The sequence below is a fragment of the Burkholderia sp. 4M9327F10 genome (assembly GCF_005503145.1).
Taxonomy (GTDB): domain Bacteria; phylum Pseudomonadota; class Gammaproteobacteria; order Burkholderiales; family Burkholderiaceae; genus Paraburkholderia.
Genome location: NZ_SCNV01000005.1, coordinates 25,197 through 44,888, shown reverse-complemented (window position 1 = coordinate 44,888; position 19,692 = coordinate 25,197). Strand labels below are relative to the sequence as shown.

At 62.0% G+C, this 19,692-nt stretch carries 19 protein-coding genes and 1 pseudogene; 7 read left to right on the top strand and 13 right to left on the bottom strand.

Translation table 11 applies throughout. The features are described 5' to 3' along the window. Positions 1-19: 19 nt before the first annotated feature. Together FFS45_RS07275 and FFS45_RS07270 are read right to left on the bottom strand one after the other, a co-directional pair. Positions 20-895: a DUF3800 domain-containing protein gene (locus FFS45_RS07275; protein WP_137954041.1), complete on the bottom strand. Its 876-nt coding sequence runs from the start codon at positions 893-895 to the stop codon at positions 20-22. A 292-nt stretch (positions 896-1,187) separates the two neighbouring features. Continuing rightward, the gene (locus tag FFS45_RS07270; protein ID WP_137954040.1) at positions 1,188-1,466 is read right to left on the bottom strand and encodes a hypothetical protein; all 279 of its coding nucleotides are present in this window, start codon (positions 1,464-1,466) and stop codon (positions 1,188-1,190) included. 136 nt (positions 1,467-1,602) lie between these two features. Between FFS45_RS07270 and FFS45_RS41630 the strand changes: the two genes are divergently transcribed. Further along, on the top strand, positions 1,603-1,761 hold the full coding sequence (locus FFS45_RS41630) for a hypothetical protein (protein ID WP_171029597.1): 159 nt from the start codon (positions 1,603-1,605) through the stop codon (positions 1,759-1,761). Between the two features lie 159 nt (positions 1,762-1,920). Here the strand turns inward: FFS45_RS41630 and FFS45_RS07265 are convergent, their stop codons facing one another. The 3 genes from FFS45_RS07265 to FFS45_RS07255 all read right to left on the bottom strand — a co-directional run bounded on the left by FFS45_RS07265 (position 1,921) and on the right by FFS45_RS07255 (position 3,864). Continuing rightward, on the bottom strand, positions 1,921-2,367 hold the full coding sequence (locus FFS45_RS07265) for an SET domain-containing protein-lysine N-methyltransferase (protein ID WP_137954039.1): 447 nt from the start codon (positions 2,365-2,367) through the stop codon (positions 1,921-1,923). Positions 2,368-2,440: 73 nt separating this feature from the next. Beyond that, positions 2,441-2,794, bottom strand: a complete 354-nt coding sequence (locus FFS45_RS07260; RefSeq protein ID WP_137954038.1) for a hypothetical protein — start codon at positions 2,792-2,794, stop codon at positions 2,441-2,443. Positions 2,795-2,829: 35 nt separating this feature from the next. Next, positions 2,830-3,864, bottom strand: a complete 1,035-nt coding sequence (locus FFS45_RS07255; protein ID WP_137954037.1) for a DNA-binding protein — start codon at positions 3,862-3,864, stop codon at positions 2,830-2,832. 159 nt (positions 3,865-4,023) lie between these two features. Here FFS45_RS07255 and FFS45_RS07250 point away from each other — a divergent pair, with 159 nt between their 5' ends. After that, positions 4,024-5,199 carry a tyrosine-type recombinase/integrase gene (locus FFS45_RS07250; protein ID WP_137954036.1) on the top strand — a complete coding sequence of 392 codons (1,176 nt, stop codon included), beginning with the start codon at positions 4,024-4,026 and terminating at the stop codon, positions 5,197-5,199. Between the two features lie 724 nt (positions 5,200-5,923). On the opposite strand, the gene FFS45_RS07245 is transcribed toward FFS45_RS07250, so the two are convergent. The 8 genes from FFS45_RS07245 to FFS45_RS07210 form a co-directional block, all read right to left on the bottom strand. Next, entirely contained in the window at positions 5,924-7,159 is a 1,236-nt protein-coding gene (locus tag FFS45_RS07245) for an MFS transporter (protein WP_137954035.1), read from the bottom strand. A gap of 36 nt (positions 7,160-7,195) precedes the next feature. Next, complete coding sequence (locus FFS45_RS07240) at positions 7,196-7,891, bottom strand: cytochrome c biogenesis protein CcdA (RefSeq protein ID WP_137954034.1); 696 nt, start codon at positions 7,889-7,891, stop codon at positions 7,196-7,198. Positions 7,892-7,972: 81 nt separating this feature from the next. After that, positions 7,973-8,245 (bottom strand): thioredoxin family protein, encoded by a 273-nt coding sequence (locus tag FFS45_RS07235; RefSeq protein WP_137954033.1) that lies wholly within the window; start codon positions 8,243-8,245, stop codon positions 7,973-7,975. Positions 8,246-8,260: 15 nt separating this feature from the next. Further along, entirely contained in the window at positions 8,261-8,794 is a 534-nt protein-coding gene (locus FFS45_RS07230; protein WP_249362705.1) for a heavy metal-responsive transcriptional regulator, read from the bottom strand. Between the two features lie 108 nt (positions 8,795-8,902). Beyond that, positions 8,903-9,130 carry a heavy metal-associated domain-containing protein gene (locus tag FFS45_RS07225; RefSeq protein WP_137954032.1) on the bottom strand — a complete coding sequence of 76 codons (228 nt, stop codon included), beginning with the start codon at positions 9,128-9,130 and terminating at the stop codon, positions 8,903-8,905. A gap of 52 nt (positions 9,131-9,182) precedes the next feature. Then, on the bottom strand, positions 9,183-11,639 hold the full coding sequence (locus FFS45_RS07220) for a cation-translocating P-type ATPase (protein WP_137954031.1): 2,457 nt from the start codon (positions 11,637-11,639) through the stop codon (positions 9,183-9,185). After that, complete coding sequence (locus FFS45_RS07215) at positions 11,636-11,863, bottom strand: heavy-metal-associated domain-containing protein (RefSeq protein WP_137954030.1); 228 nt, start codon at positions 11,861-11,863, stop codon at positions 11,636-11,638. The genes FFS45_RS07220 and FFS45_RS07215 overlap by 4 nt, the downstream gene beginning before the upstream one ends. Positions 11,864-12,473: 610 nt before the next feature. Next, a complete protein-coding gene (locus FFS45_RS07210; RefSeq protein ID WP_137954029.1) occupies positions 12,474-13,559 on the bottom strand; it encodes an IS630 family transposase in 1,086 nt (361 codons plus the stop codon). Between the two features lie 65 nt (positions 13,560-13,624). Between FFS45_RS07210 and FFS45_RS07205 the strand changes: the two are divergent. The 5 genes and pseudogenes from FFS45_RS07205 to FFS45_RS07190 form a co-directional block, all read left to right on the top strand. Then, positions 13,625-13,777: pseudogene (locus tag FFS45_RS07205) on the top strand (Cu(I)-responsive transcriptional regulator); the annotation flags it as partial. A 99-nt stretch (positions 13,778-13,876) separates the two neighbouring features. Then, the gene (locus FFS45_RS42260; RefSeq protein WP_249362704.1) at positions 13,877-14,074 is read left to right on the top strand and encodes a heavy-metal-associated domain-containing protein; all 198 of its coding nucleotides are present in this window, start codon (positions 13,877-13,879) and stop codon (positions 14,072-14,074) included. A gap of 48 nt (positions 14,075-14,122) precedes the next feature. Continuing rightward, positions 14,123-16,540: a heavy metal translocating P-type ATPase gene (locus FFS45_RS07200; RefSeq protein WP_249362703.1), complete on the top strand. Its 2,418-nt coding sequence runs from the start codon at positions 14,123-14,125 to the stop codon at positions 16,538-16,540. Between the two features lie 954 nt (positions 16,541-17,494). Beyond that, positions 17,495-19,030 carry a multicopper oxidase family protein gene (locus tag FFS45_RS07195; RefSeq protein WP_137954027.1) on the top strand — a complete coding sequence of 512 codons (1,536 nt, stop codon included), beginning with the start codon at positions 17,495-17,497 and terminating at the stop codon, positions 19,028-19,030. A gap of 104 nt (positions 19,031-19,134) precedes the next feature. Next, entirely contained in the window at positions 19,135-19,659 is a 525-nt protein-coding gene (locus FFS45_RS07190; protein ID WP_137954026.1) for a TlpA disulfide reductase family protein, read from the top strand. Positions 19,660-19,692 lie beyond the last annotated feature (33 nt).

Genomic DNA, 19,692 nt, shown 5'->3' with positions numbered 1-19,692 from the left:
GTCAAAGCCTCGGTGAGTCTCACCGGGGCTTTTCGCTTTCTCGCGACGGGAAAATCTTCAGTCCCCAGTCCTCGTAGCCTTCCCCCAGACGTTCGCGCCCACCGCTGCAATAGAATTTTCGTTTCAGCACCTCGAATGCGCGGTTCTCCTGCCCCGGGCGAATAACACTCATCCCGACCGGCCGGGCCACGAGGTCGGCGAGTTGCAGCCCGGGCGAATCTACCTTCTTGTCAGCAAAGATGACGTCGAACGGCAGGGAGATTCCCAGTCGGTTGGCCCCATCACAGATGCGACGAAACTCAAGCTCGAGCTCGTTATCCTCCTTCTTGCCGCGGCATTCGACGACCACGTGCGTAAGCGCGCCATCCTGATTCTTTTCCTGAAGGAATTCGTAGAGCGTTTCTAGACAGAACCCGAGCGCAAGATGGTAGGGGTTGTTGTCTGCGTCGCCGCGCTCACGAAGCCGGGTCTTGTCAATGACACAACTGATCAGGATGAAGTTGCTGAGCTCAATGATGCCGGTCAGCTCGGAGATGAACTGCTGCTTGTGCTCGCGATTGACGAAGAAACGAAAATCTCCCTTCTCCTTCCGGATTTCATGTTCGCGGAGGACCACCAGGTCGTGACCGAAGTGGTTGAACTTGAACTTGTGCAGCGCCGGCACGACCTTTTCGCTGTAGTGACGCTTGTAGAACACACAGAAAGCCAGCACGAACACCGGATAGTTGGCATCCAGTGTCTGCATGCCGTGATCACCACTCTCATCCACGTAGACGACGAAATTGCTGTATTTGCCCGGCACCGACGTTTCGCCGGCATCATCGTCCGCGTCATGTTGCGGCTCATCGTTAAACAGCGAAAATTGCTGCGGCGTCGGCGTTGGATCGTTGCTCATGCGTTGGTTACGCTCCCTTGGTCGTCTTCGCGCCGTGTGCCGGATTCTCCACGCGACCGCGGCAACTCACGATGGTGTTTTGGCACGTACCGCCGGGATCCTGTCCCGGTCCGGCGACGCGACTATTTTACTGTCAACCGATGCGCATCCGCTTTCCCGCACGGGATGTCGGTCGGCCAGCCCCTGATACACATGACGGCACGCAGCCGGGAGCGTCGCTCAACGTGTGCTCAGAACAGTTGTGCGTCCTGGCAGACTTATTACCGCCAATTTTTGCGCAAAACGCGACCCTTTATCGGTTCGCCTCGTTTGGCAATGAGCTGGCAAAGAGGTCTGAAATCGCGTCGCTCGCCTGTTGCCGCGACGGCATCGTGCCGCTCCGGACCCGCGAGATAACATCCGGTGGGAGCCAGACATCCTCCATTGCGCCGATGCCGCCCTCGATCATCTGCTGCAGGAAAAACGATTGCTTGCGTCCCGTTAATTCCGCCAATAGCCGCAACCTTTGCTCGGTCTGTGGGTTGACGCGTACCGCGACTACCTTCCGCTGATTTTCGGCGGTTCGTTTCACCGCATACTCCTGTGATGTTCTTCGTCCCGCAAACGGGCGCGTTCGTGCGGTGCTTCTACCACGGCGAATCGCGGTCGGCAACGCTAATTCGCGGAAGGGGCTCCCGTACCGGGCTACCAGCAATTGCCAGCCTTGAATGAAGAACGATGACCGTAACGTTGAAACCGAGCGCAATGCCGCACAGCGCGAGAAGGCCGCGCAGTTCCATAAGTGTGGCTGCCAACTCGGCGTGGTGGACGACATCGATATGCGACAGCTGTGCCACCTGGTTGAGATTGACGCCGACGTGGCGTAACAGCTCGATCAGCTTAAAGGATGCGGTTGCCGCCCCACGATGCGGTGCTGTCCCGCGTCGCCCCGAGCAACAGCTGCGCGCGACGAGTCATCGCATCGATCTCCCGGCGCCAATCCGATTCGACAGAGTATCCGGATGGCGTCTGTCACGACGCGCTTGTTATCCGTTTGCCGAGGCCAGCATCGAACCCGTACACCGTTTCGCCCCACAGCGACACGCATAGTCAGCGATCAGCTCGGGAGTAATCGCGTCATCGATCGTGAGTCCATAGGCGATACAAAGCTCCTCGCCCGGCATCAAGTCTTTGAGCGTCTCGATGAAAACCCGCCCCCGCCCGTCCTCGATCGCCTCGCAGTTCGGCTGGCAGGAGTGATTCAGCCAGCGCGCGCTGTTGCCGCCGACGCTGCCGTCGATCACGCGCCCGTCATCCAGCCCGAAAATGAACGTATGGCCGGGCATGCCGGAGCGCCGGAACCGGGCAGCGGCCCGTCGCCACGAGGTCACCTCGCCGCGATATTCGAGGATCCGCTGGCCGGCTGGAATCGCGCGCAGCGCGAAGACACCTCGTCCATGCACCGATGATTTCCTGACCGTCACGCGCCGCACGTCGAAACTCCTGATCCGTTGAAGCCTGCGAGCATAGCGAGCATAGCGCTGCGCAGCAACCGGCACGGTCGCATCAGAACAATCGGGTCTGCCGGGGATCGCGTGGCGGGGGCCGGGAAACATCAGTCCGGCCGGTCTGCCGGCGTTTACCGCGCCTGCCTCCGACCCGCTGCAGCCGTGCCAGCATCAGGCATTCAACTGCCCCATCGTTAAAGCGCAATTCGAAGACGCCGGTGTCGCCGGACCGACACCGTGCCGTTGCGCGGAACGACAGGCGTAGCCCCCGACGTTTCGCCCGGGCGATCATCTGCGTGCGACTCATGCCGTGCCAGCAATCCGACATGAAACGCGTCACGGCCCCGGGCAGGGACTCATGCGCGACGCCCTGCGGCAGCGTCAGTCCGGCGAGCAGGTAGAGATCAGCCATGCAGTCCATTTCCCTGGTGGCGAATTACCCTGTCTTTATACCGTTTTCTTGCGACGCGTTGCTGGTTTGGCGGTCGGCAAGGCACGGGACGAACGGGTCGGCCGTGGTGCCGTCCGGACGCCAGCCGATGCCGACGACGCCCGCGGTTCCCGTGCACGCGTTTCCGCTTCCCGCAGCGTCATCATCTCCGCTTGCAGCCGCACATTTTCCGCCTGAACGGCATCCAGCCGCCCCTGCAGCACGCCCGCCTGATGACGTGCATCGCCCAGCTGCATCTGCAGGGTTTCCAATGCACTGCGGTGGTCGGCGTCCTTCCGGTCCGCGCGACGTGCGGCCTCGTCGAGCTCCTTCTGCAGCTTCGTTGCGGTACTGCGCTCGCGGTCGATCTCGAGCAACGCGCGCTTTTCAGAAGCGCGGAGCCGATTCTCCGCGCGCTCAGCAGTTTCCCGCTGTTTTTCCAGATCGCGCGAAAACCCTTCCCTGGCCTCCTGCAGTTCGCGGTCGCGCGCAGCCAGCGCCGCCTGGATCCTCGCCAGTTCCGCCTCGAGCGCCTGCCGCTGCGCATGGCCTTCGGCCTGTGCCCTGTCCAGCTCGCGGATCTCGACCTGCGCGGCCAGCAGCGCCGCGGTGCGCTGCTCAAGCGCCGTCTCGACGCGACCCAGTTCGTCGCGAGCGGCGACCACCGACTGCTGCGCCTCGGCCCGCTGCGCCTCGACTTCGTCACGCAGAGCGTCGAGCGCGGCGTCGGCCGACGCAGTGGCGCGCGCCCAGAGGGTCGCGACCAGTTCGCCGGCAGCCGCGCTGAGATCGGTGGGCAGGTCGGGATGCTCGATGCGCACGCGGCTCTTTTCGCGTAGTTCCGTCCAGAACTCGCCGAGCACGGCAGTCGGCGTGCCCATGCTGCCGCGCTTCACGAGCTGGTACAACCGGTTCGCGGTCGGCGTGATGCCATGACGGAAGAACAGCAGTGCGCAGACCTCGCGGTACAGCTCGCGGGTCTTGGGGAATTCGGCCTTCAGGCGCGCGATTTCGGCGGCCAGCGCCGCATCGGGGGACAGGACGTCGCTCATGAGATCACAATCAAACAATTATGATAGATATTACTACGTAGACCGGCCTATATCTAATCATCGACCGCGCATATTTTGACATTAATCCTATAATGTTGAAATTCAGCAATGGTGATGCGACAATCGCCGCGTGACACCCTGGATTCCGCCCGAGCCCCCATGAAAACCACCCTGATCGCGCCGCGCCCGCTCGACGCGCTCGACCTGCCCGCTGATCTCAACGGCCGCGACGGTACCAACCGGGCGCACGGACACGCCCAGGTCGCCGCCCGCGACGACCTGGATGCGGTGCGCGCGTGGCTCGCGCGCGTCGCCGACAAAAAGACCACCTTCGAGAACTACCGCAAGGAAGCCGAACGGCTGCTGCTGTGGGCTATCGTCCAGCTGGGCAAGCCGCTGTCGTCGCTCACGCACGAGGATCTGCTCGTCTACCAGCGCTTCCTGGCTGATCCGCAACCACGGGAGCGCTGGGTCGCCGGCGGCGGCCGCAAATTTCCGCGTCACGATCCCCGCTGGCGGCCCTTCTACGGCGCGCTCGCCGCGACCAGCCAGCGCCAGGCGATGGTGATTCTCAATGCGCTGTTCGCGTGGCTCGTCGACGCCGGCTATCTGGCCGGCAACCCGCTGTCGCTGTCCCGCCAGCGTGCCCGGCGGGCGGCGCCACGCATTACCCGCTACCTCGAGCGCGACCTGTGGCAGGAGGTCAAGGTGTACATCGATACCCTGCCCCGCGAGACCGGTCGCGAGCGCGAACGCTATTTCCGCGCGCGGTGGCTGTTCACCCTGCTCTATCTGGGTGGCCTGCGCATCTCGGAAGTCAGCGGCAATGCGATGGGCCGCTTCTTCTGCCGGCGCGATACCGACGGCCATGAGCGCTGGTGGCTCGAGGTGCTCGGCAAGGGCGACCGGGAGCGGCTCGTGCCCGCCTCCGCCGAAATGATGGTCGAACTCGCCCGCTACCGACGCGAGCGCGGGTTGGCCGCGCTACCCTCCCCGCAGGAAGACACGCCACTGGTGCTGCCGCTCGGCCAGTCCATGAAGCCGCTCACCCGCGCGGCGCTGCACACGATCGTGAAAGGTATCTTCGCGGGCGCGGCGGACAGGCTGCGACTGCGTGGCGACGAGTATGCCGCACGCGCGACGCAGCTCGAGCGCGCTTCCGCGCACTGGCTGCGCCACAGCGCGGGTTCGCACATGGCCGACGGCAACCTCGACCTGCGCCTCGTGCGCGACAATCTCGGCCACGCGTCGCTCACCACCACCAGCCTGTATCTGCACAGCGACGACGCACAGCGCCACCGCGAAACGGAAGAAAAGCACCGCATCGATTGGTAAAGCGGTCGCCGTCCGTGGCCCCGGAGTCATGCGGACCGGCCAGACCCCGGAAGGCACGGCGAAGGCTTGATTCATCTGGCGTGCACGCTTAATCCCGTCACTTTGCGCTATTGCCGGCGGAAAGTTGTTATGTGCAGCCTCGAACCCCGCTCGCTTATAGCAAAGCTTTCCGGTTGTAGGAACTCGACATAAATGTTTGGGCGGGATGTGGAGGCCCGCAGCTAACAAACGGCGTGCGTGACCTCCGGGGCCCCACAGCGAGTGTAGCCGGTCGAGCAGGGACTGGTTCTGCTGCCAGGACGGGATCTTCGGAAGCGGCGTTCCAGAATGAGCCTGACAGACGGCGCTGTTTTTTATCGAAGACGACTAGCCGCGCCCATGCAACGCACCAGCACCCGGTAAACGCCGTCAAGCGACGAGTCGTTCGCCTCGCGACGCGCAATGGCTTCAAGCGTGCGAAGCAGGTATTCGGCGACTTCAAGGTCGTCCTCTGCACAGGCGCGCTCAAAGGCCTTCCGTACGTCATCGTGGAGCGTGGATTGGGTGGCGCCTGCGTCTTGGCTAGCGAGCGTCCCTGCTCGCCGGGACACGGGGTGTGGGGAGTGGTGGCGCATCATGTCCGTACCCTCAAGGTTCGAAGGTGATCGTCCTCTCCGCCGAAGCGCCAGTCAATGGTCCGGCGCCTCGCACGCGGGCACACGCCAGGCTTTCCCGGCCGAACACACTACCGGCTCCCGGATGATGACAGGCCTGCCGCTTGGGAAGGGATTTCAGAGCGAAACAGCCGAAGGGAGCACACGGCGGCCGTCAGCTCAACGGCGGCAAATACGCCCAGTGCGGCGCCGAAGCCGAAACGAAGCACCTCGCCGAAAATGAGACTCCCGAGGCCGAAGCCAACGAACAGCGTGAAGACGTTCAGGCCCATCGCCTGTCCCGGCCGCTTGCTCCCGAGCGACGTCACAATGCCGGCGAACAGTGGCTGGGTCATGTCGTAGCCCAGCGACAGCACCATCGCGACGAGTGGTGCGAGCATCACCGGGAAATGGGCGAGCAGCGCGGCGGCCGCCAGCGTGCTGAGTCCGAGCCCGATTGGCAGCAACCTCGCACGCCCAAACTTGTCCGCTGCGCGGCCGATCACCGGTCCGAGCAGGAATCCCGGCACGCCGTAGCCGAGCAACGCCAGACCGATACCCGTAGGCCCAAGGCCGTAGCGTCGTTGGAGATACACGCTGAGCCAGGTGAAGACGCCGGAATGGAACATCGAGTTCACAAACACATAGCCATAAGTGCGCCGCCCGCGTGGTGTCCCGAGCAGGCTCAGGTAGCCCCGGAACAGTTCGCCGAGCGAGCCGCCGACCGGCTGCATCGCCGCTGCGATCATGCGGCGATAGGGCAGAAACATCACGAGGACAACTGCCCCCGCCGCACCGACCAGCAGGAACAATCCACGCCAGCCGATGAAGGGCACCAGCATCGCGCCCAGCGGCGAGCCGAAAGCCATACCGCCGGCCATCGCGCCGAAGAGCCAGCCGAGCGGGCGGCCCCGCTGCTCATAGGGGAAGAACTTGGCGACGAGCACCAGCGCGAGCGGCACGACACCACTAACGCCCACGCCCGTCAGAACACGCCACAGCGCCATCTGACTGATGGACGTCGCGGTTGCCGTCAATGCCGTGAGCGCTGCGAAGGCCGCCAGGGAGGCGAACATGACACGCTGAACGCCCACCCGATCGGCCAGTAGGCCATACACCAGCGTGGCGACGCCGTAGGGGATCAGGTAGGCCGGCACCACCAGACCGACCGCTTGCACCGAGGTCCCGAAAGCGCTGGAGAGTGCCGGGATGATCGGCGCGACCATGTACGCCTGGAAAAAAATAAAGAACGTGGCGGCCGCGAGCATCCGCAGCAGGCGCTCCCGTTCGTGATGGTCGGGGACACGGGCGGTGGCATCATGTTTCATGTTGAGGTCTTCGCTACGTCAAAGAGTCCGCCTGGCCTAGATCGCCAGTTGGGGAATCACAAAAAAATACGCGTTCAGCATGTACAGGCCGGCCAGCACCAGCGTGGCCGCACCGGCCATCTCAAACGCCTTCTGGTAACGCTGAAGCATGGAGAGGCTTTCGAGCCAGCCGACCGCCGCAGCGCCGAGGATGACGGGCACCGCGCGGCCCAGCGCGAACGCGAACAGCAGTGTTGCGCCGAACAGGGGCGACCCGATCCCGGCAGCGATCCCGAGCAGCACCACGAGCGCGGGCGTGCAAAACGGGCAAACCGCGACGGCAAACGACGCCCCCAGTGCGACTGCGCCCCATCCGCTGCTGGCGCGTCTGGCGCGAAGGGAGATCGATGGCAGCGGCAGCCTGATCCAACCGGGCCACATCAGGCCCAGCAGAATCAGTACGGGCCCCAGAACAAGGCCCCATTCCCTCCCGATCAGCTGCGCTACCCAATGTCCGCCGAAGCCGGCAATCAACCCCAACAACGTCTGGGCGATCACCATGCCCAGAATGAACAGGCCGCCATACAACGTTGCTGTTTTCGTTTCGCGCGCCTTCGTGACGTATGCGAGCGAAACCGGAATGGAGGCCAGCGCGACCGGGTTGAACGAGAAAACGAATCCCAGCAGAAAGCCGATTCCCAGCGATGCCAGGCTCGCCTGCTCAAGCGTCGCGCGCAGCGACTCAATGTTCATTTAGCGCCTCCAGGGCATGTTTCATTTTCATCTTGCGCCGATGGTGCACGGGTCGCGCGCGATCGTTGCACGGACGGTGACTCAGGACCGTTCTCGTTCAAGTCGCCGCACCAACGCCTCGCGAAGCTGTGCGGCGCTTGGCAGTTTCGCGAAGACAAGTTCGCCATCGATCGCCAGCGACGGCGGGGTCAACACGCCGAGCGCCACGGCGTAATCCAGTTCGTCCAGCAGGTTCACATCACGCCAGGACACCTGATCCTCGCCGAACGCTTCGGCGATTGCTTTCAAGCTGTCCCGGGCGCGATCACAGTGGCTGCAGCCGGGTGTCGAGAAGACTTCGACCTTGATACTCATGGCATTCGTCCGGAGTTAGTGTGGGTCGCGAGGCTGGTGAGCCATGCTGGACTCCAGCGCCGCCAGAATGGGACAGTCATCCAGTGGTCGGTCTTCGGCCGTGCAGATCTCGATCAGGTCACTCAACGCGTGCGACATCGCTTTCATCGTCCTGATCTTCTGTTCGAGCTGCAATTTCTTGCGGATTGCGAGGCTGCGTACGTCGCTGCAGCACGAACTGTCATCGGCCTTCAGCTCGAGCAGTTGCCGTATTTCCGCTAGCGTCATGCCGCACTGCTGGGCGTGCCTGATGAAGTCCAGCCGGCGCACCGCGTCCTCGTCATACAGGCGATAGCCGGCTTCGGTCTTGGTCGCGGGCAGCAGCAACCCTTCATCCTCGTAGAAGCGGATGGTGTCGGCGCTGACCTCGGCACGCTTCGCGAGCTTGCCGATGGTCATGCCGGCGCGCGCCTGAGCCGGCTCGGCCACCGGATCGGTCCGACGCCGCGGCCGTGCCGCACGATTGTCCGTTCGGGAGGGTTGGCCGACGCCGCGGCGGTTGTGCTTCATGGAATCAGGGGGTGTTCGCACGGATGAATCCTCCAATGGCGACGATGGTCGCCTTGATGCCGGGTTGCGGCCTGCCTGCGGCGCATCTCAATTGGGTGACCTCGGCGTTCAACTGACGACCCGGGTTTCGTAACCGGCGTTACCCAGGCATGCTGCGAGCGTAGCCGGTTCCAGTTTCGTCGCGTCAAACAGCACCTCGATACGCTGGTCAAGTGCCTGCGCCCGAACCTGTCGCACGCCCTGCAGCGTGGTCAGCAGGCGCGCGACGCGCTGTTCGCATTTCTCGCAGTTCAGTCGCAGTGCACCGGTCACTTCGAGTGTGACGGATTTGAACATCGTTAAACCCCTCTTTTCATCACATCGGCGCCGAGCGCCGGTGACGCTTGCCTCACGATGGGATCGCCTGCGGCGGCATCGGAGGCGCGTGCCCGACCGCCCGGATCGCCTCGAAGAAATAGCTGCCGCGCCCCCACAGGGAGTTGATGAAGATCGCGGTCACGCTCGCGGCCATCGCGACCATGCCCCAGACCGGATAAATCAGGCCGGTGGCGGCCGCCGGAATCCCGACGCCATTGAACAGGAACGCCAGCGAGACGTTCTGCACGATCTTCCGGTAGCTGTTACGACTAACCGCATAGGCGTCGAGCACGGCGCCGAGCCGCTGGTTGAGGATGATCACGTCGGCCGATTCGATTGCGATGTCCGCACCACTGCCAAAGGCGATGCCGACGTCAGCCTGCATCAGCGCCGGCGCATCGTTGATGCCGTCGCCGACCATCGCCACGCGTGCGCCCTGCTGCAGTTGCCGGATCAGGACGGCCTTGCCGGCCGGCAGCATACGCGCGTGCACTTCTTCAATCCCGGCTGCGTGGGCAAAATGGCGGGCCGCCTGTTCGTTATCGCCGGTGATCAGGCTCGTGCGGATGCCAAGCGCGTGCAGGCGGCGCACGGTCTCTGCCGCGTCGGGCCGCAGCGCGTCGCCCAGTGCCAGCAGGCCGAGCAGCACGCCGTCGCGCGCCAGACCGATGACTGTCAGTCCGCGCGCTTCGAGGTCATGGATGCGCGCCTGCTGGGCCGCGAGATCCACGGCTTCGGCCGCGAGAAACACCGGGCTGCCGAGCATCAGGCTCGTCTCGCCAAGGCGTGCCCGCACGCCGTGCCCCGCGACGGCCTCGAATCCTTCCACCTCGGACAGCGCGAGATGGCGGCTGAACGCTTCGTCCACGACGGCTCGCGCGAGCGGGTGTTCGGAAAAGGCTTCGACGGCTGCCGCGAGCGCGAGCAGTTCCTCCTCGCTGCACGCCACGGCGACGATCTCGCGCAAGGCGGGGCGACCCTCGGTGAGCGTGCCGGTCTTGTCGAATACCACGCGGTTCACGCGGCGCAGCGCCTGAAACGCCTCACCGGTGCGCATCAGCACGCCGCGCTCGGCCGCTTCACCGGCCCCCCGCACGATCGATAGTGGAGCGGAGATCCCCACCGCGCACGGATACCCCATGACCAGCACGCTCAGGCCGGCAAACACCGCCCGTTGCAGATCCGGCGCACCGCCGACCAGCAGGGGACCGACTAGCCAGAACAGCGCTGCCGCGACGGCCGTAAGCAGTACGAGCGGGGTATACACCCGCAACACGCGGTCGACGAGATGCAGCAGACCGGGCTTGAGGGCGCGGGCGTCTTCCACGCTGCGAATCACCTGTCTGAGAAAACTCTCCTCGCCCACCGCACTGACACGCACGAGCAGCGTGCCGTGGCCGTTCAACGCGCCGCTCACCACCCGGTCTCCGGCGCGCTTCTCGACGGGGAGCGGCTCGCCGGTGACGAGTGATTCATCCACGTCCGATTCGCCCGATTCGACCTGCCCATCGACCGGCACCCGGCCACCCGGGCGGAGGCGCACCAGGTCGCCGACGTGCACCTGTTCGAGCGGCACCTCCTGTTCCTGACCGTCCTTGACGAGATACGCAACGTCAGGCTCAAGGTCCAGCAGCTTCTTGACCGCCTGTGAACTGCGGGTCTTAACGATCAGCGAGAGCCACTCGGAAAAGATGTGGTAGCTGAGCACCATTACCGTGACGGCGAAAAACGCCTCGGTCGGATAGCCGGGCAGGTGCAACGCCAGGCCGATCACCCCACCAGCCAAGCCCGCGAACGCGCCGAATTCAACCAGCACATGCTGGTTGAGAATGCCGCGCCGCAGCGCCATCACAGCCATCCGCACAATATGCACGCCCACCCCGAAGACGAGCATCAGCGCGAGCGCACCGGCGATCCATGGGACGGTCGCGCCGAACGCGCCGCGCAACTTGAGGTAATAGATACCCGCGCCGAACACGGCGATCAGGGTCGTGCCGGCCATCGCGCGCGACAGGCCGTAGCCACGCAACACGACGAAGGCAAAGGCCACCAGACTGACGAGCGAAAATACGCACAGCGGGAACCACGCGCTGTCGACCGGGTAGCCGACCAGGCCCATTGACGCGATGCTGGCCGCGAGGGCGGTGAGGAAGCGCCCGCGCTCGCGTACCAGCGCGCGCTCTTCTTCGTCATAGGGCCGCAGCTTGCGCGGATCGGAGACCGTGTAGCCGATATCCCTGAGCGTCTGCAGCAGATCCTCGGCGTGTGCGACATTGGGGTCATACTCAATCAGCGCCTGCTCATGGGTCAGGCTCACCGCGACCTTGTCGACGCCGGGTCGTTTGCCCAGCGCCTTTTCAATCGTGCCCGTGCACAGCGAGCAGTGCAGGCCACCGATGCACGCACGGATGCGGCGTCGGCCCGGCAGGCTGGAGGGCTCCTCGCTCCAGAAGCGCGGTGCCGATTCAACGGACGTTGCAGTCGTCATGACGACACCTCCACATCAAACCCCATCTCTTGCAGCCGCTCGCGTATCTGGCTCGGAATGAGCCGGGCCGGATCAAACGCGACGGCGACACATTGCGTGGCGGCGTCGGCGGCCACGTGTTGTACCCCTGGCAGGCGCTGCAGGGCGAAATGGATACGGCTCTCGCAGCCACTGCAGTGGATTTTTTCGTCACCGGTGACGGTGAAGTCAATTCGGTCTGGCATGAACTGCTCCTTTGGGCATGACATGCGCTTGGCGTCTCGCCCTAATCGAAACGGGCAGGCCGGGGTCCGCTATAACCCATCCTAGACCTTGGAGCGTACTCCAGAGTCAAGAGAAAACCGCCTGGCGATACGTCTCGAAGTCGCCGTGAGTGACGCAGCGTATTAGTGTCCAATTGGGCTGTACCCTTATGTCGGGCAATTCCTGTCAAGACCCACATCAACCTAACCGTGCGATTCTGTGTGGCACGCCAACAAGCGAGTCGCGCAAGTGCGATTCCGGCAAGCGCTACGCGGGGCCCACAAATCGACCAAGCTGCGGTCTTAGCGTCAGGAAATCTGTCTTTTGAGGGCACGTCTCTTCGGCCTCAACATCCCCCGCATGCCCCGCCACTCATCCTGGCCCCTGTTCGGCGCGGCCGCCGTAGAGGGGGCGCGACGTTCGCGATCGGCTTCATCTCGCAGGAGGTCTTTGGCTTGGCACGTGCCTTACCGGACCCGGGGTGGTGCTACGATGGCTACGAACTGTAGCCGTTTGTGAAAGAGGACGGCGAGGCGGTTGTCGACGAACACGGACATCGTGTGAAGTAGTTTGCCAATCTAGTGGTCTGCGTCAAACGGATTGCATCTGATTCAGCTTGTTCCTTGCACGCGTAACTTTCGCCAGGATGTCGGAAGCCTTAGCAGTCCAGATGAACGGTTTCTGATGGCGATTGTGCTTCTCCACGTACTGTTCGATCGTGCCGACCAATTCAGGCACCGATCGGAAGACCGCTCGTCGCAACTGGTTCTCGGACAGGTCACGAAAGAAGCGTTCGACCATGTTGAGCCAGGATGCACTGGTGGGCGTGAAATGCATGTGGAATCGCGGGTGCTTGGCCAGCCACGCTTTTACCTCGGGATGCTTATGGGTTGCATAGTTGTCGGCGATCAAATGCAGCTCCTTGTGTTTGGGTGTGTTGCGATCGATCTTGCGCAAGAAGCTCAGCCACTCCTGGTGACGATGTTTCGTCTGGCACTGGCCAATGACACTTCCATCGAGCGTGTTCATCGCGGCAAACAGCGTAGTCGCACCATGGCGCTTGTAATCGTGCCTCATCGTTTGAGCGCGACCACGCTTGAGCGGCAATCCCGGCTGGGTCCGGTCAAGCGCCTGGATCTGGGACTTCTCATCGCAGCACAAGACCAAGGCGTGTTCCGGGGGATCGAGATACAGCCCGACGATGTCCTCGAGTTTCTCGGCGAAGTGCTTGTCGTTCGATACCTTGAAGCTCTCTACCCGACGCGGCTTGAGGCCGTGCGCCTGCCAGATGCGCCGCACGCTTGCCGCACTGACGCCGGCCACCGCCGCCATGCTACGCGTGCTCCAATGCGTCGCGTTATCCGGACGCTGCTGCGTCGTCAGCGCCACGATGGTCTTGACCTTGCGGGCGGAGATCTTCGGCTTGCGCCCGGGTCGCGACTCATCGCACTGGATCCTTGCTACACCGTCAGCGATAAAGCGAGCGCGCCAGCGCGCCACCGTGCCTCGCCAGATACCAAGCTCCGCACCGATCTCTTTGTCCGTCTGGCCCTGTGCTGCGAGCAAAATCATCTTGGCACGCTCGGCCACTCGAACCGGAATCGTCCGGCCAGTAGCCCACGTCTCCAACTGTCTGCGCTGTGCTTCGCTCAGCTCAACTTTCGCCGCGATTCTCATGACTTCGTCCTCCGAGTAAAGGAGACTCGCAAATCGCGATTACGTTGCATTGTTTGTGACGCACTGCACTAGCGAAGCATCACCTTGCCGAGTTGAACGCCCGCATCGCGGAGTTGACCGAGATGCGCGACACACTGGTGCCCCGCGCTCAACATTGCCGTGGTGACTCTCGGCCCAAATGCCCAATTCCCGAGGATTTGGCCGCGTCCCGCCATTAGCAGTAAGTGCCTCGATAAAACATCGAAAAAGGCCTTGACCTTCCCACCATGGGAATGGTGATACTGGGTTCATCGAAGATAAACTGATGGAGAAAAAGCATGGAATTTCAAGTGAATGATATGAGCTGCGGCGGCTGCGGACGAAGCATCACCAACGCAGTGAAGCATGTCGACCCCTCCGCTTCGGTGGACGTCGATATCGCGCAGAAAACGGTCAAGGTGACCTCATCCGTATCGCCCGAGAAAGTGCTCAACGCAATATCAGAGGCCGGTTACAACCCGGTCTTGAAAGGCTGATGTACGCCCGGGTCGCTCCAGACCCGGGCTTTTTCCGAGGTATTGGTGATGGAAGCGACCCTGCAAAAAACCGGCGACAAACCGGCATCGAAGGAATGGTCAATTCCCATCGTGGGGATGACGTGCGCCTCGTGCGTCGCTCGCGTTGAGAAGGCTCTGGCTAAAGTGCCTGGAGTCACGCATGCAGCGGTCAACCTTGCGACCGAGCGTGCCAGTGTTACGGCCGGCGTCGCGGTGGCGCAAGATGCCATCGTCGATGCGGTAAATCGCGCCGGCTATGAAGTGCCCATGAATTCCACCACCCTCGACATCAAGGGGATGACGTGCGCGTCTTGCATCTCTCGCGTAGAGAAGGCGCTCTTGCGGCTGCCTGGCGTATCCGCTGCCGTCGTGAACCTTGCCACTGAAACCGCAACGGTGACCAGCATGGGAGTGAGCGATGACGCGTTAGTCGCTGCGGTGATCAAGGCCGGATACGAAGCTGCTCGGCATGTTGACAGCAGTGCCAAGCCCGCGCCGTCTCGTTTTGATGCCGACATGCTTGCTGTCATAGCATCCGCTGTCCTGACCGTCCCCCTCGTCGTACCAATGTTCGTGGAGCTGTTCGGCGCTCACGCAATACTTCCGGCGTCGGCCCAATTCGCACTGGCGACTGTCGTGCAGTTCGTTTTTGGCGCCAGATTCTACAAGGCTGCCTGCAAAGCGGTGCTGGCCAAAGCGGGGAATATGGATTTGCTCGTCGCTCTGGGGACCACTGCAGCTTACGGTCTCAGTATGTACGAGCTCATCGCTCACCCCGGCCAAATGAATCATCTTTATTTCGAGGCGTCAGCCGTCGTTATTACGCTTGTCCGATTCGGGAAGTGGTTGGAAGTGCGCGCGAAGCGCAAGACCACCGACGCAATTAGAGCGCTCAACGCATTGCGGCCTGAAACGGCGCGCGTTCGCATGGCGGGCGAAGAGAAAGATACCGCGGTGTCGAGTGTCCGTGCCGGCGACCAGGTTGTGGTGCGTCCTGGCGAGCGGATCCCGGTGGACGGAACAATCGTAGAAGGCCAGAGCGATGTAGACGAGTCGCTTATAACGGGAGAAGGTTTGCCTGTTGCGAAGGCTGTTGGAGACTCGGTCGTGACAGGCTCCATCGTAGGAAACGGGTATCTGTTGCTTCAGACCACGGCAGTCGGCGCGGACACGATGCTGTCCCGCATTATCCGTCTTGTCGAGTCGGCTCAAGCCGAGAAGGCTCCGATACAAAGGCTGGTGGACCGTGTCAGTGCCGTGTTCGTACCCGTCATTTTAGGCATTGCACTGGTTACTTTGGTAGGGTGGCTGCTGGCAAATGGAAACGTCGAAGCAGCCATTCTGAATGCCGTTGCGGTGCTGGTCATCGCCTGCCCGTGCGCGCTAGGGTTAGCAACGCCCACGGCGATTATGGCGGGCACCGGCGTAGCGGCACAGCATGGCATTCTCATCAAAGACGCCGAAGCGTTGGAACTGGCTCACCGCCTCACCGTTATCGCGCTCGACAAGACCGGTACATTGACCGAGGGAAAGCCGAGCCTCGTACAATTCGAGGTAAACCAAATTCCGCACCTCGAAGCTTTGCAACTGGCGGCATCGGTGCAACAGGCAAGCGAGCATCCGCTAGCCCGCGCGGTGGTAAATGCTGCGAAAGAGAAAGGGCTGACGCTGAGTCGCGCAAGTGATGCCACTGCCCTGACTGGCCGAGGTGTCGAAGCGACGATTGATGGGCGCAGGATCGTTATCGCAAGCGAACGATGGCTCATGGAAAGTGCAGTCGGAGTCCCTTCCGAACTCGAGCTTGTCGGAGAGCAGGCGCAGGAAGCCGGCTTCTCCGTCTCGTGGCTCGTCGCGACTCAGCCAGCCACCAAGGTTCTGGCCATGATGGCATTCGGCGACGCAATCAAGAACACATCGCCAGGCGCCATCCGCGCGCTTTCGGCGTTGGGCGTTCGGACGGTGCTCCTTACTGGAGATAACGAGGGGAGCGCGCATCTCGTGGCAAAGGAACTCGGGATAAAAGATGTTCGTGCGTCGTTGCTGCCCCAAGACAAGGCAATAGCAGTGGCGGCGTTGAAGCGCGACGGCAATACTGTCGGCATGGTCGGGGACGGCATCAACGATGCGCCCGCGCTCGCCGCGGCTGACGTCGGTATCGCAATGTCCACTGGAACCGACGTAGCAATGCATGCAGCGGGCGTGACACTTATGCGCGGGGACCCGGCACTTATCGCAGACGCAATCGACATCTCGCGCCGGACGTACAGCAAGATTCGACAGAACCTGTTCTGGGCGTTCGTCTACAACCTGATTGGCGTGCCGTTGGCAGCGTTCGGCCTGCTGAATCCAATTGTAGCGGGAGCAGCAATGGCATTCAGCAGTGTCAGCGTCGTGAGCAATGCGCTGCTTCTTCGGACCTGGAAACCTCGTTCCCGCGGCGTATGAAGGGACAGGCGCGATGTGTGTAGATAAAGTTTTCCCGTACCAGAGCCGGGCGTCCACGACGAGCTCCCTGTCCGTCCCGGGCTCGCTCCGTGAGACGCGGCTGTCCCAGGACCACCGCTCGATGTCAAACATTGACTTGGATACCCGTTGACGAGATTCACCGGCTTATGTTGAAAACCAGGTCCGATGGCATCGGAACTTCGGTAGTCCAACAACGTCCGCCGACCCTTACCGTCCCACTCGTATTCACCGAAAACGTGACCAGCGTCATTCCAGTTGACTACGAAGTAGCTAGCGACCGAGTCGCGCCTGCGTTGGGTGTCCTCCACGGACACATTCCTCGACAGGGCGCCCATGACGACCATAACGTAGGTACGCGGAAGTCTGAATCGGGTAACATTAGGTTTTATGAGGCCTCCGCTGTCCCGAATCGACAGGGTCAACGCCTGTTTAGGTAGTCATGTCACCCCAATTTTTCCGTGCGATCGTTTATTTGCTATTGCTACTTCTGCCTTTGCGCGGCTGGGCGGCAGGTGATCTCATGGACTGTCAACCTGGAACGTCAATCGAGAGCGGCGCCATCAGCGGCGGCCCCGCTTCCCAGCCGATACGAGCTGAAATCACATCGGGCGCCGCCGATGGACACAGACTAATTCCGGGCACCGCCAAATCGGGAAAGGCGAACGTGAACCTCTGTTCGGTTTGCCTCAGTTGCACGTTTTGCACTCCGATGCCTGTGCATGCATCGCTCGACGCTCCTAGTCCGATTGGCTATCCCGCCCGCTTTTTAGCTATCGATCGGATCTATTCCTCCACTGCTCCCGACGTACCCCATCCTCCACCTCAACGCCCCCGCGTCTAATTCTCGCGGGCGACTTTTGTCGTTTAACAGCGTTGAGAGTCCGGTGCCCCCCTGGTGCGCCGGGAGGATCTGTTTGGTTTCGGAGCAGGACGATGCATCGTCGAAATTTTTTTGCCGGCCTGGCCGGGCTGTCTACGCTTGCCTGGACCACCGCTGCGTTGCGCGCCAAGGGCACCATGAGCGGTGCAATGGGCAACATGACGGGAATGGGGAACATGCCCGCCATGAACGGGATGGACGCGCCAACGCCGCGACTCGCGTCCGCTCGTGCGATCCCAATGGGTGGGCCGCTGCAGCCGCCTCGAGTTCTTCAAAACGAAACCAGTGAGGCGGGAAAATTCCGGGCGACGCTAGTCGCGGCGCCAACACGCGTGCAGCTTGTGCCCGGCCAAACCACCGAGGTCTGGAGTTACAACGACAGTTTTCCAGGGCCGCTGCTCGAGCTCACTGCAGGCGACGACGTCGAGATCACCTTACACAACCGGTTGCCACAAGCCACCACGATTCACTGGCACGGGCTGCCGGTACCGGCGGACCAGGACGGCAATCCCTCAGAGGCAGTACCCGCTGGCGGCAGCCGCGTTTACCGGTTCACGCTGCCGACGGATATTAGTGGCTTGTACTGGTATCATCCGCACCCCCACAAGCAGTCATCGGAACAGGTGTACCGCGGTCTCGCGGGGCCGATCCTGGTGCGCGCCAGGGATGATCTATTGGCGGCGCTGCCTGAGAGGGTTCTGGCCATCACCGATTTGCGCCTTACCGCAGATGGTGCAATCCCCGCAAACGACATGATGGACTGGATGAACGGGCGCGAAGGCCAGTTCGTTCTGGTTAATGGTCAGCACCGACCAAAGTTGGCGTTCGACGCTAGCGGACAAGAACGTTGGCGGATACTGAATGCCACCAATGCCCGCTATCTTCGCCTCCAACTACCCGGCCATTCGTTGGTGCTGGTGGGCACGGACGGGGGCCCGCTCGAACATGCGCAGACGGGCCTGCGCGAGATTCTCGTCGCCCCCGCGCAACGCGTCGATGTGGTCGTGCACGCCAGCGGCCAACACATGTCGCCTTCGCCGGTGCTCGCGGCTCCGTATAACCGGGGCAAGATGGGCGGTGCTGCTGAAGACGCACCGGTTCAACTCCTCGATGTTATTTTTAGCAACGCTCGTGCATCCAGCCGGCCACCGTTGCCGTCCGTCCTGCGCTCATGGCCGCAATGGCCCGCAGCCAACGTTCAGAAGCGCGTCGTCATGAGCGAATCGATGTCGATGGCGAAGGGGCAGCAGGGAGGGATGCAATTTCTTATGAACGGGAAATCGTTTGCCATGGACCGCGTTGATCTCACTAGCGAGATGGGCGTCATGGAAGAGTGGACGATCGTCAACGACTCTGACATGGACCATCCATTTCATATTCACGGCACACAGTTTCTCGTGATCGAGCGGGAAATCGGCGGCCGAATCCGCAAGGAATCGTTTCGTGCACTCTATGACACGGTCAACCTGAAATCCCAGGAAACCGTGCGAATCAGGATTATGCAAACCATGAAGGGCATTCGCATGTTTCATTGCCACCTTCTCGAACACGAAGACCTGGGCATGATGGGACGACTCAATGTCATCTGAATGCCGGGAGGCACTATGTCCGAATCTGCCGCTCTCGAGCGCAGACGGCGCGCCGCTGGTCTCCGACATGCCGGCTACTAAATCCCTGTTTGAGCATTTTCATCATGACAGACATTAGCAACTTCAAATTCCCGGTCAGCAAAGCCCTGGCGGCTCTGCTGGTTGTCATCCTCGCCATCACGGCATACATGGCTTTTGGCCGAACGAAAGCTGTGCCGGATGCGACGTATGTGCTGACGTCGGGCCGAAAGTTAACGACGGCGGACCTGCGTGGAAAAGTCTACCTGGTGGATTTCTGGGCCACAAGTTGCGCCACCTGCATCAAGGAAATGCCTCAGATGATTCAAACGTATAACAGGTTCAAAGGCGCGAACTTCGACTTCATCGCAATAGCGATGAATTACGATCCGCCCGCGTATGTGACCAACTACGCCAATACAAGGCATTTGCCGTTCAGGATCGTCATGGACACAGATGGAAGTCTTGCCCGCAAATTTTTCAATGTTGAGATGACGCCGACCACGTATCTGGTCGACAAGAATGGAAAGATCCTTAAACGCTTCCTCGGCGAGCCTGATTTCGCCGCGCTTGACCGCATGATCAGTGATGCTCTCGCCCAATCGACTTAACAGAGCGCGCCATGTTCACTTCCCTCTGGGTTC

What these genes read in the sequence shown, in the direction of transcription:
- FFS45_RS07250 (WP_137954036.1), top strand. Translation starts at nt 4,024, where the DNA reads ATGAAAACCACCCTGATCGCGCCGCGCCCGCTCGACGCGCTCGACCTG.
- FFS45_RS07195 (WP_137954027.1), top strand. Translation starts at nt 17,495, where the DNA reads ATGCATCGTCGAAATTTTTTTGCCGGCCTGGCCGGGCTGTCTACGCTT.
- FFS45_RS07200 (WP_249362703.1), top strand. Translation starts at nt 14,123, where the DNA reads ATGGAAGCGACCCTGCAAAAAACCGGCGACAAACCGGCATCGAAGGAA.
- FFS45_RS07210 (WP_137954029.1), bottom strand. Translation starts at nt 13,559, where the DNA reads ATGAGAATCGCGGCGAAAGTTGAGCTGAGCGAAGCACAGCGCAGACAG.
- FFS45_RS41630 (WP_171029597.1), top strand. Translation starts at nt 1,603, where the DNA reads ATGAAGAACGATGACCGTAACGTTGAAACCGAGCGCAATGCCGCACAG.
- FFS45_RS42260 (WP_249362704.1), top strand. Translation starts at nt 13,877, where the DNA reads ATGGAATTTCAAGTGAATGATATGAGCTGCGGCGGCTGCGGACGAAGC.
- FFS45_RS07215 (WP_137954030.1), bottom strand. Translation starts at nt 11,863, where the DNA reads ATGCCAGACCGAATTGACTTCACCGTCACCGGTGACGAAAAAATCCAC.
- FFS45_RS07275 (WP_137954041.1), bottom strand. Translation starts at nt 895, where the DNA reads ATGAGCAACGATCCAACGCCGACGCCGCAGCAATTTTCGCTGTTTAAC.
- FFS45_RS07235 (WP_137954033.1), bottom strand. Translation starts at nt 8,245, where the DNA reads ATGAGTATCAAGGTCGAAGTCTTCTCGACACCCGGCTGCAGCCACTGT.
- FFS45_RS07220 (WP_137954031.1), bottom strand. Translation starts at nt 11,639, where the DNA reads ATGACGACTGCAACGTCCGTTGAATCGGCACCGCGCTTCTGGAGCGAG.
- FFS45_RS07190 (WP_137954026.1), top strand. Translation starts at nt 19,135, where the DNA reads ATGACAGACATTAGCAACTTCAAATTCCCGGTCAGCAAAGCCCTGGCG.
- FFS45_RS07240 (WP_137954034.1), bottom strand. Translation starts at nt 7,891, where the DNA reads ATGAACATTGAGTCGCTGCGCGCGACGCTTGAGCAGGCGAGCCTGGCA.
- FFS45_RS07260 (WP_137954038.1), bottom strand. Translation starts at nt 2,794, where the DNA reads ATGGCTGATCTCTACCTGCTCGCCGGACTGACGCTGCCGCAGGGCGTC.
- FFS45_RS07230 (WP_249362705.1), bottom strand. Translation starts at nt 8,794, where the DNA reads ATGAAGCACAACCGCCGCGGCGTCGGCCAACCCTCCCGAACGGACAAT.
- FFS45_RS07245 (WP_137954035.1), bottom strand. Translation starts at nt 7,159, where the DNA reads ATGAAACATGATGCCACCGCCCGTGTCCCCGACCATCACGAACGGGAG.
- FFS45_RS07225 (WP_137954032.1), bottom strand. Translation starts at nt 9,130, where the DNA reads ATGTTCAAATCCGTCACACTCGAAGTGACCGGTGCACTGCGACTGAAC.
- FFS45_RS07255 (WP_137954037.1), bottom strand. Translation starts at nt 3,864, where the DNA reads ATGAGCGACGTCCTGTCCCCCGATGCGGCGCTGGCCGCCGAAATCGCG.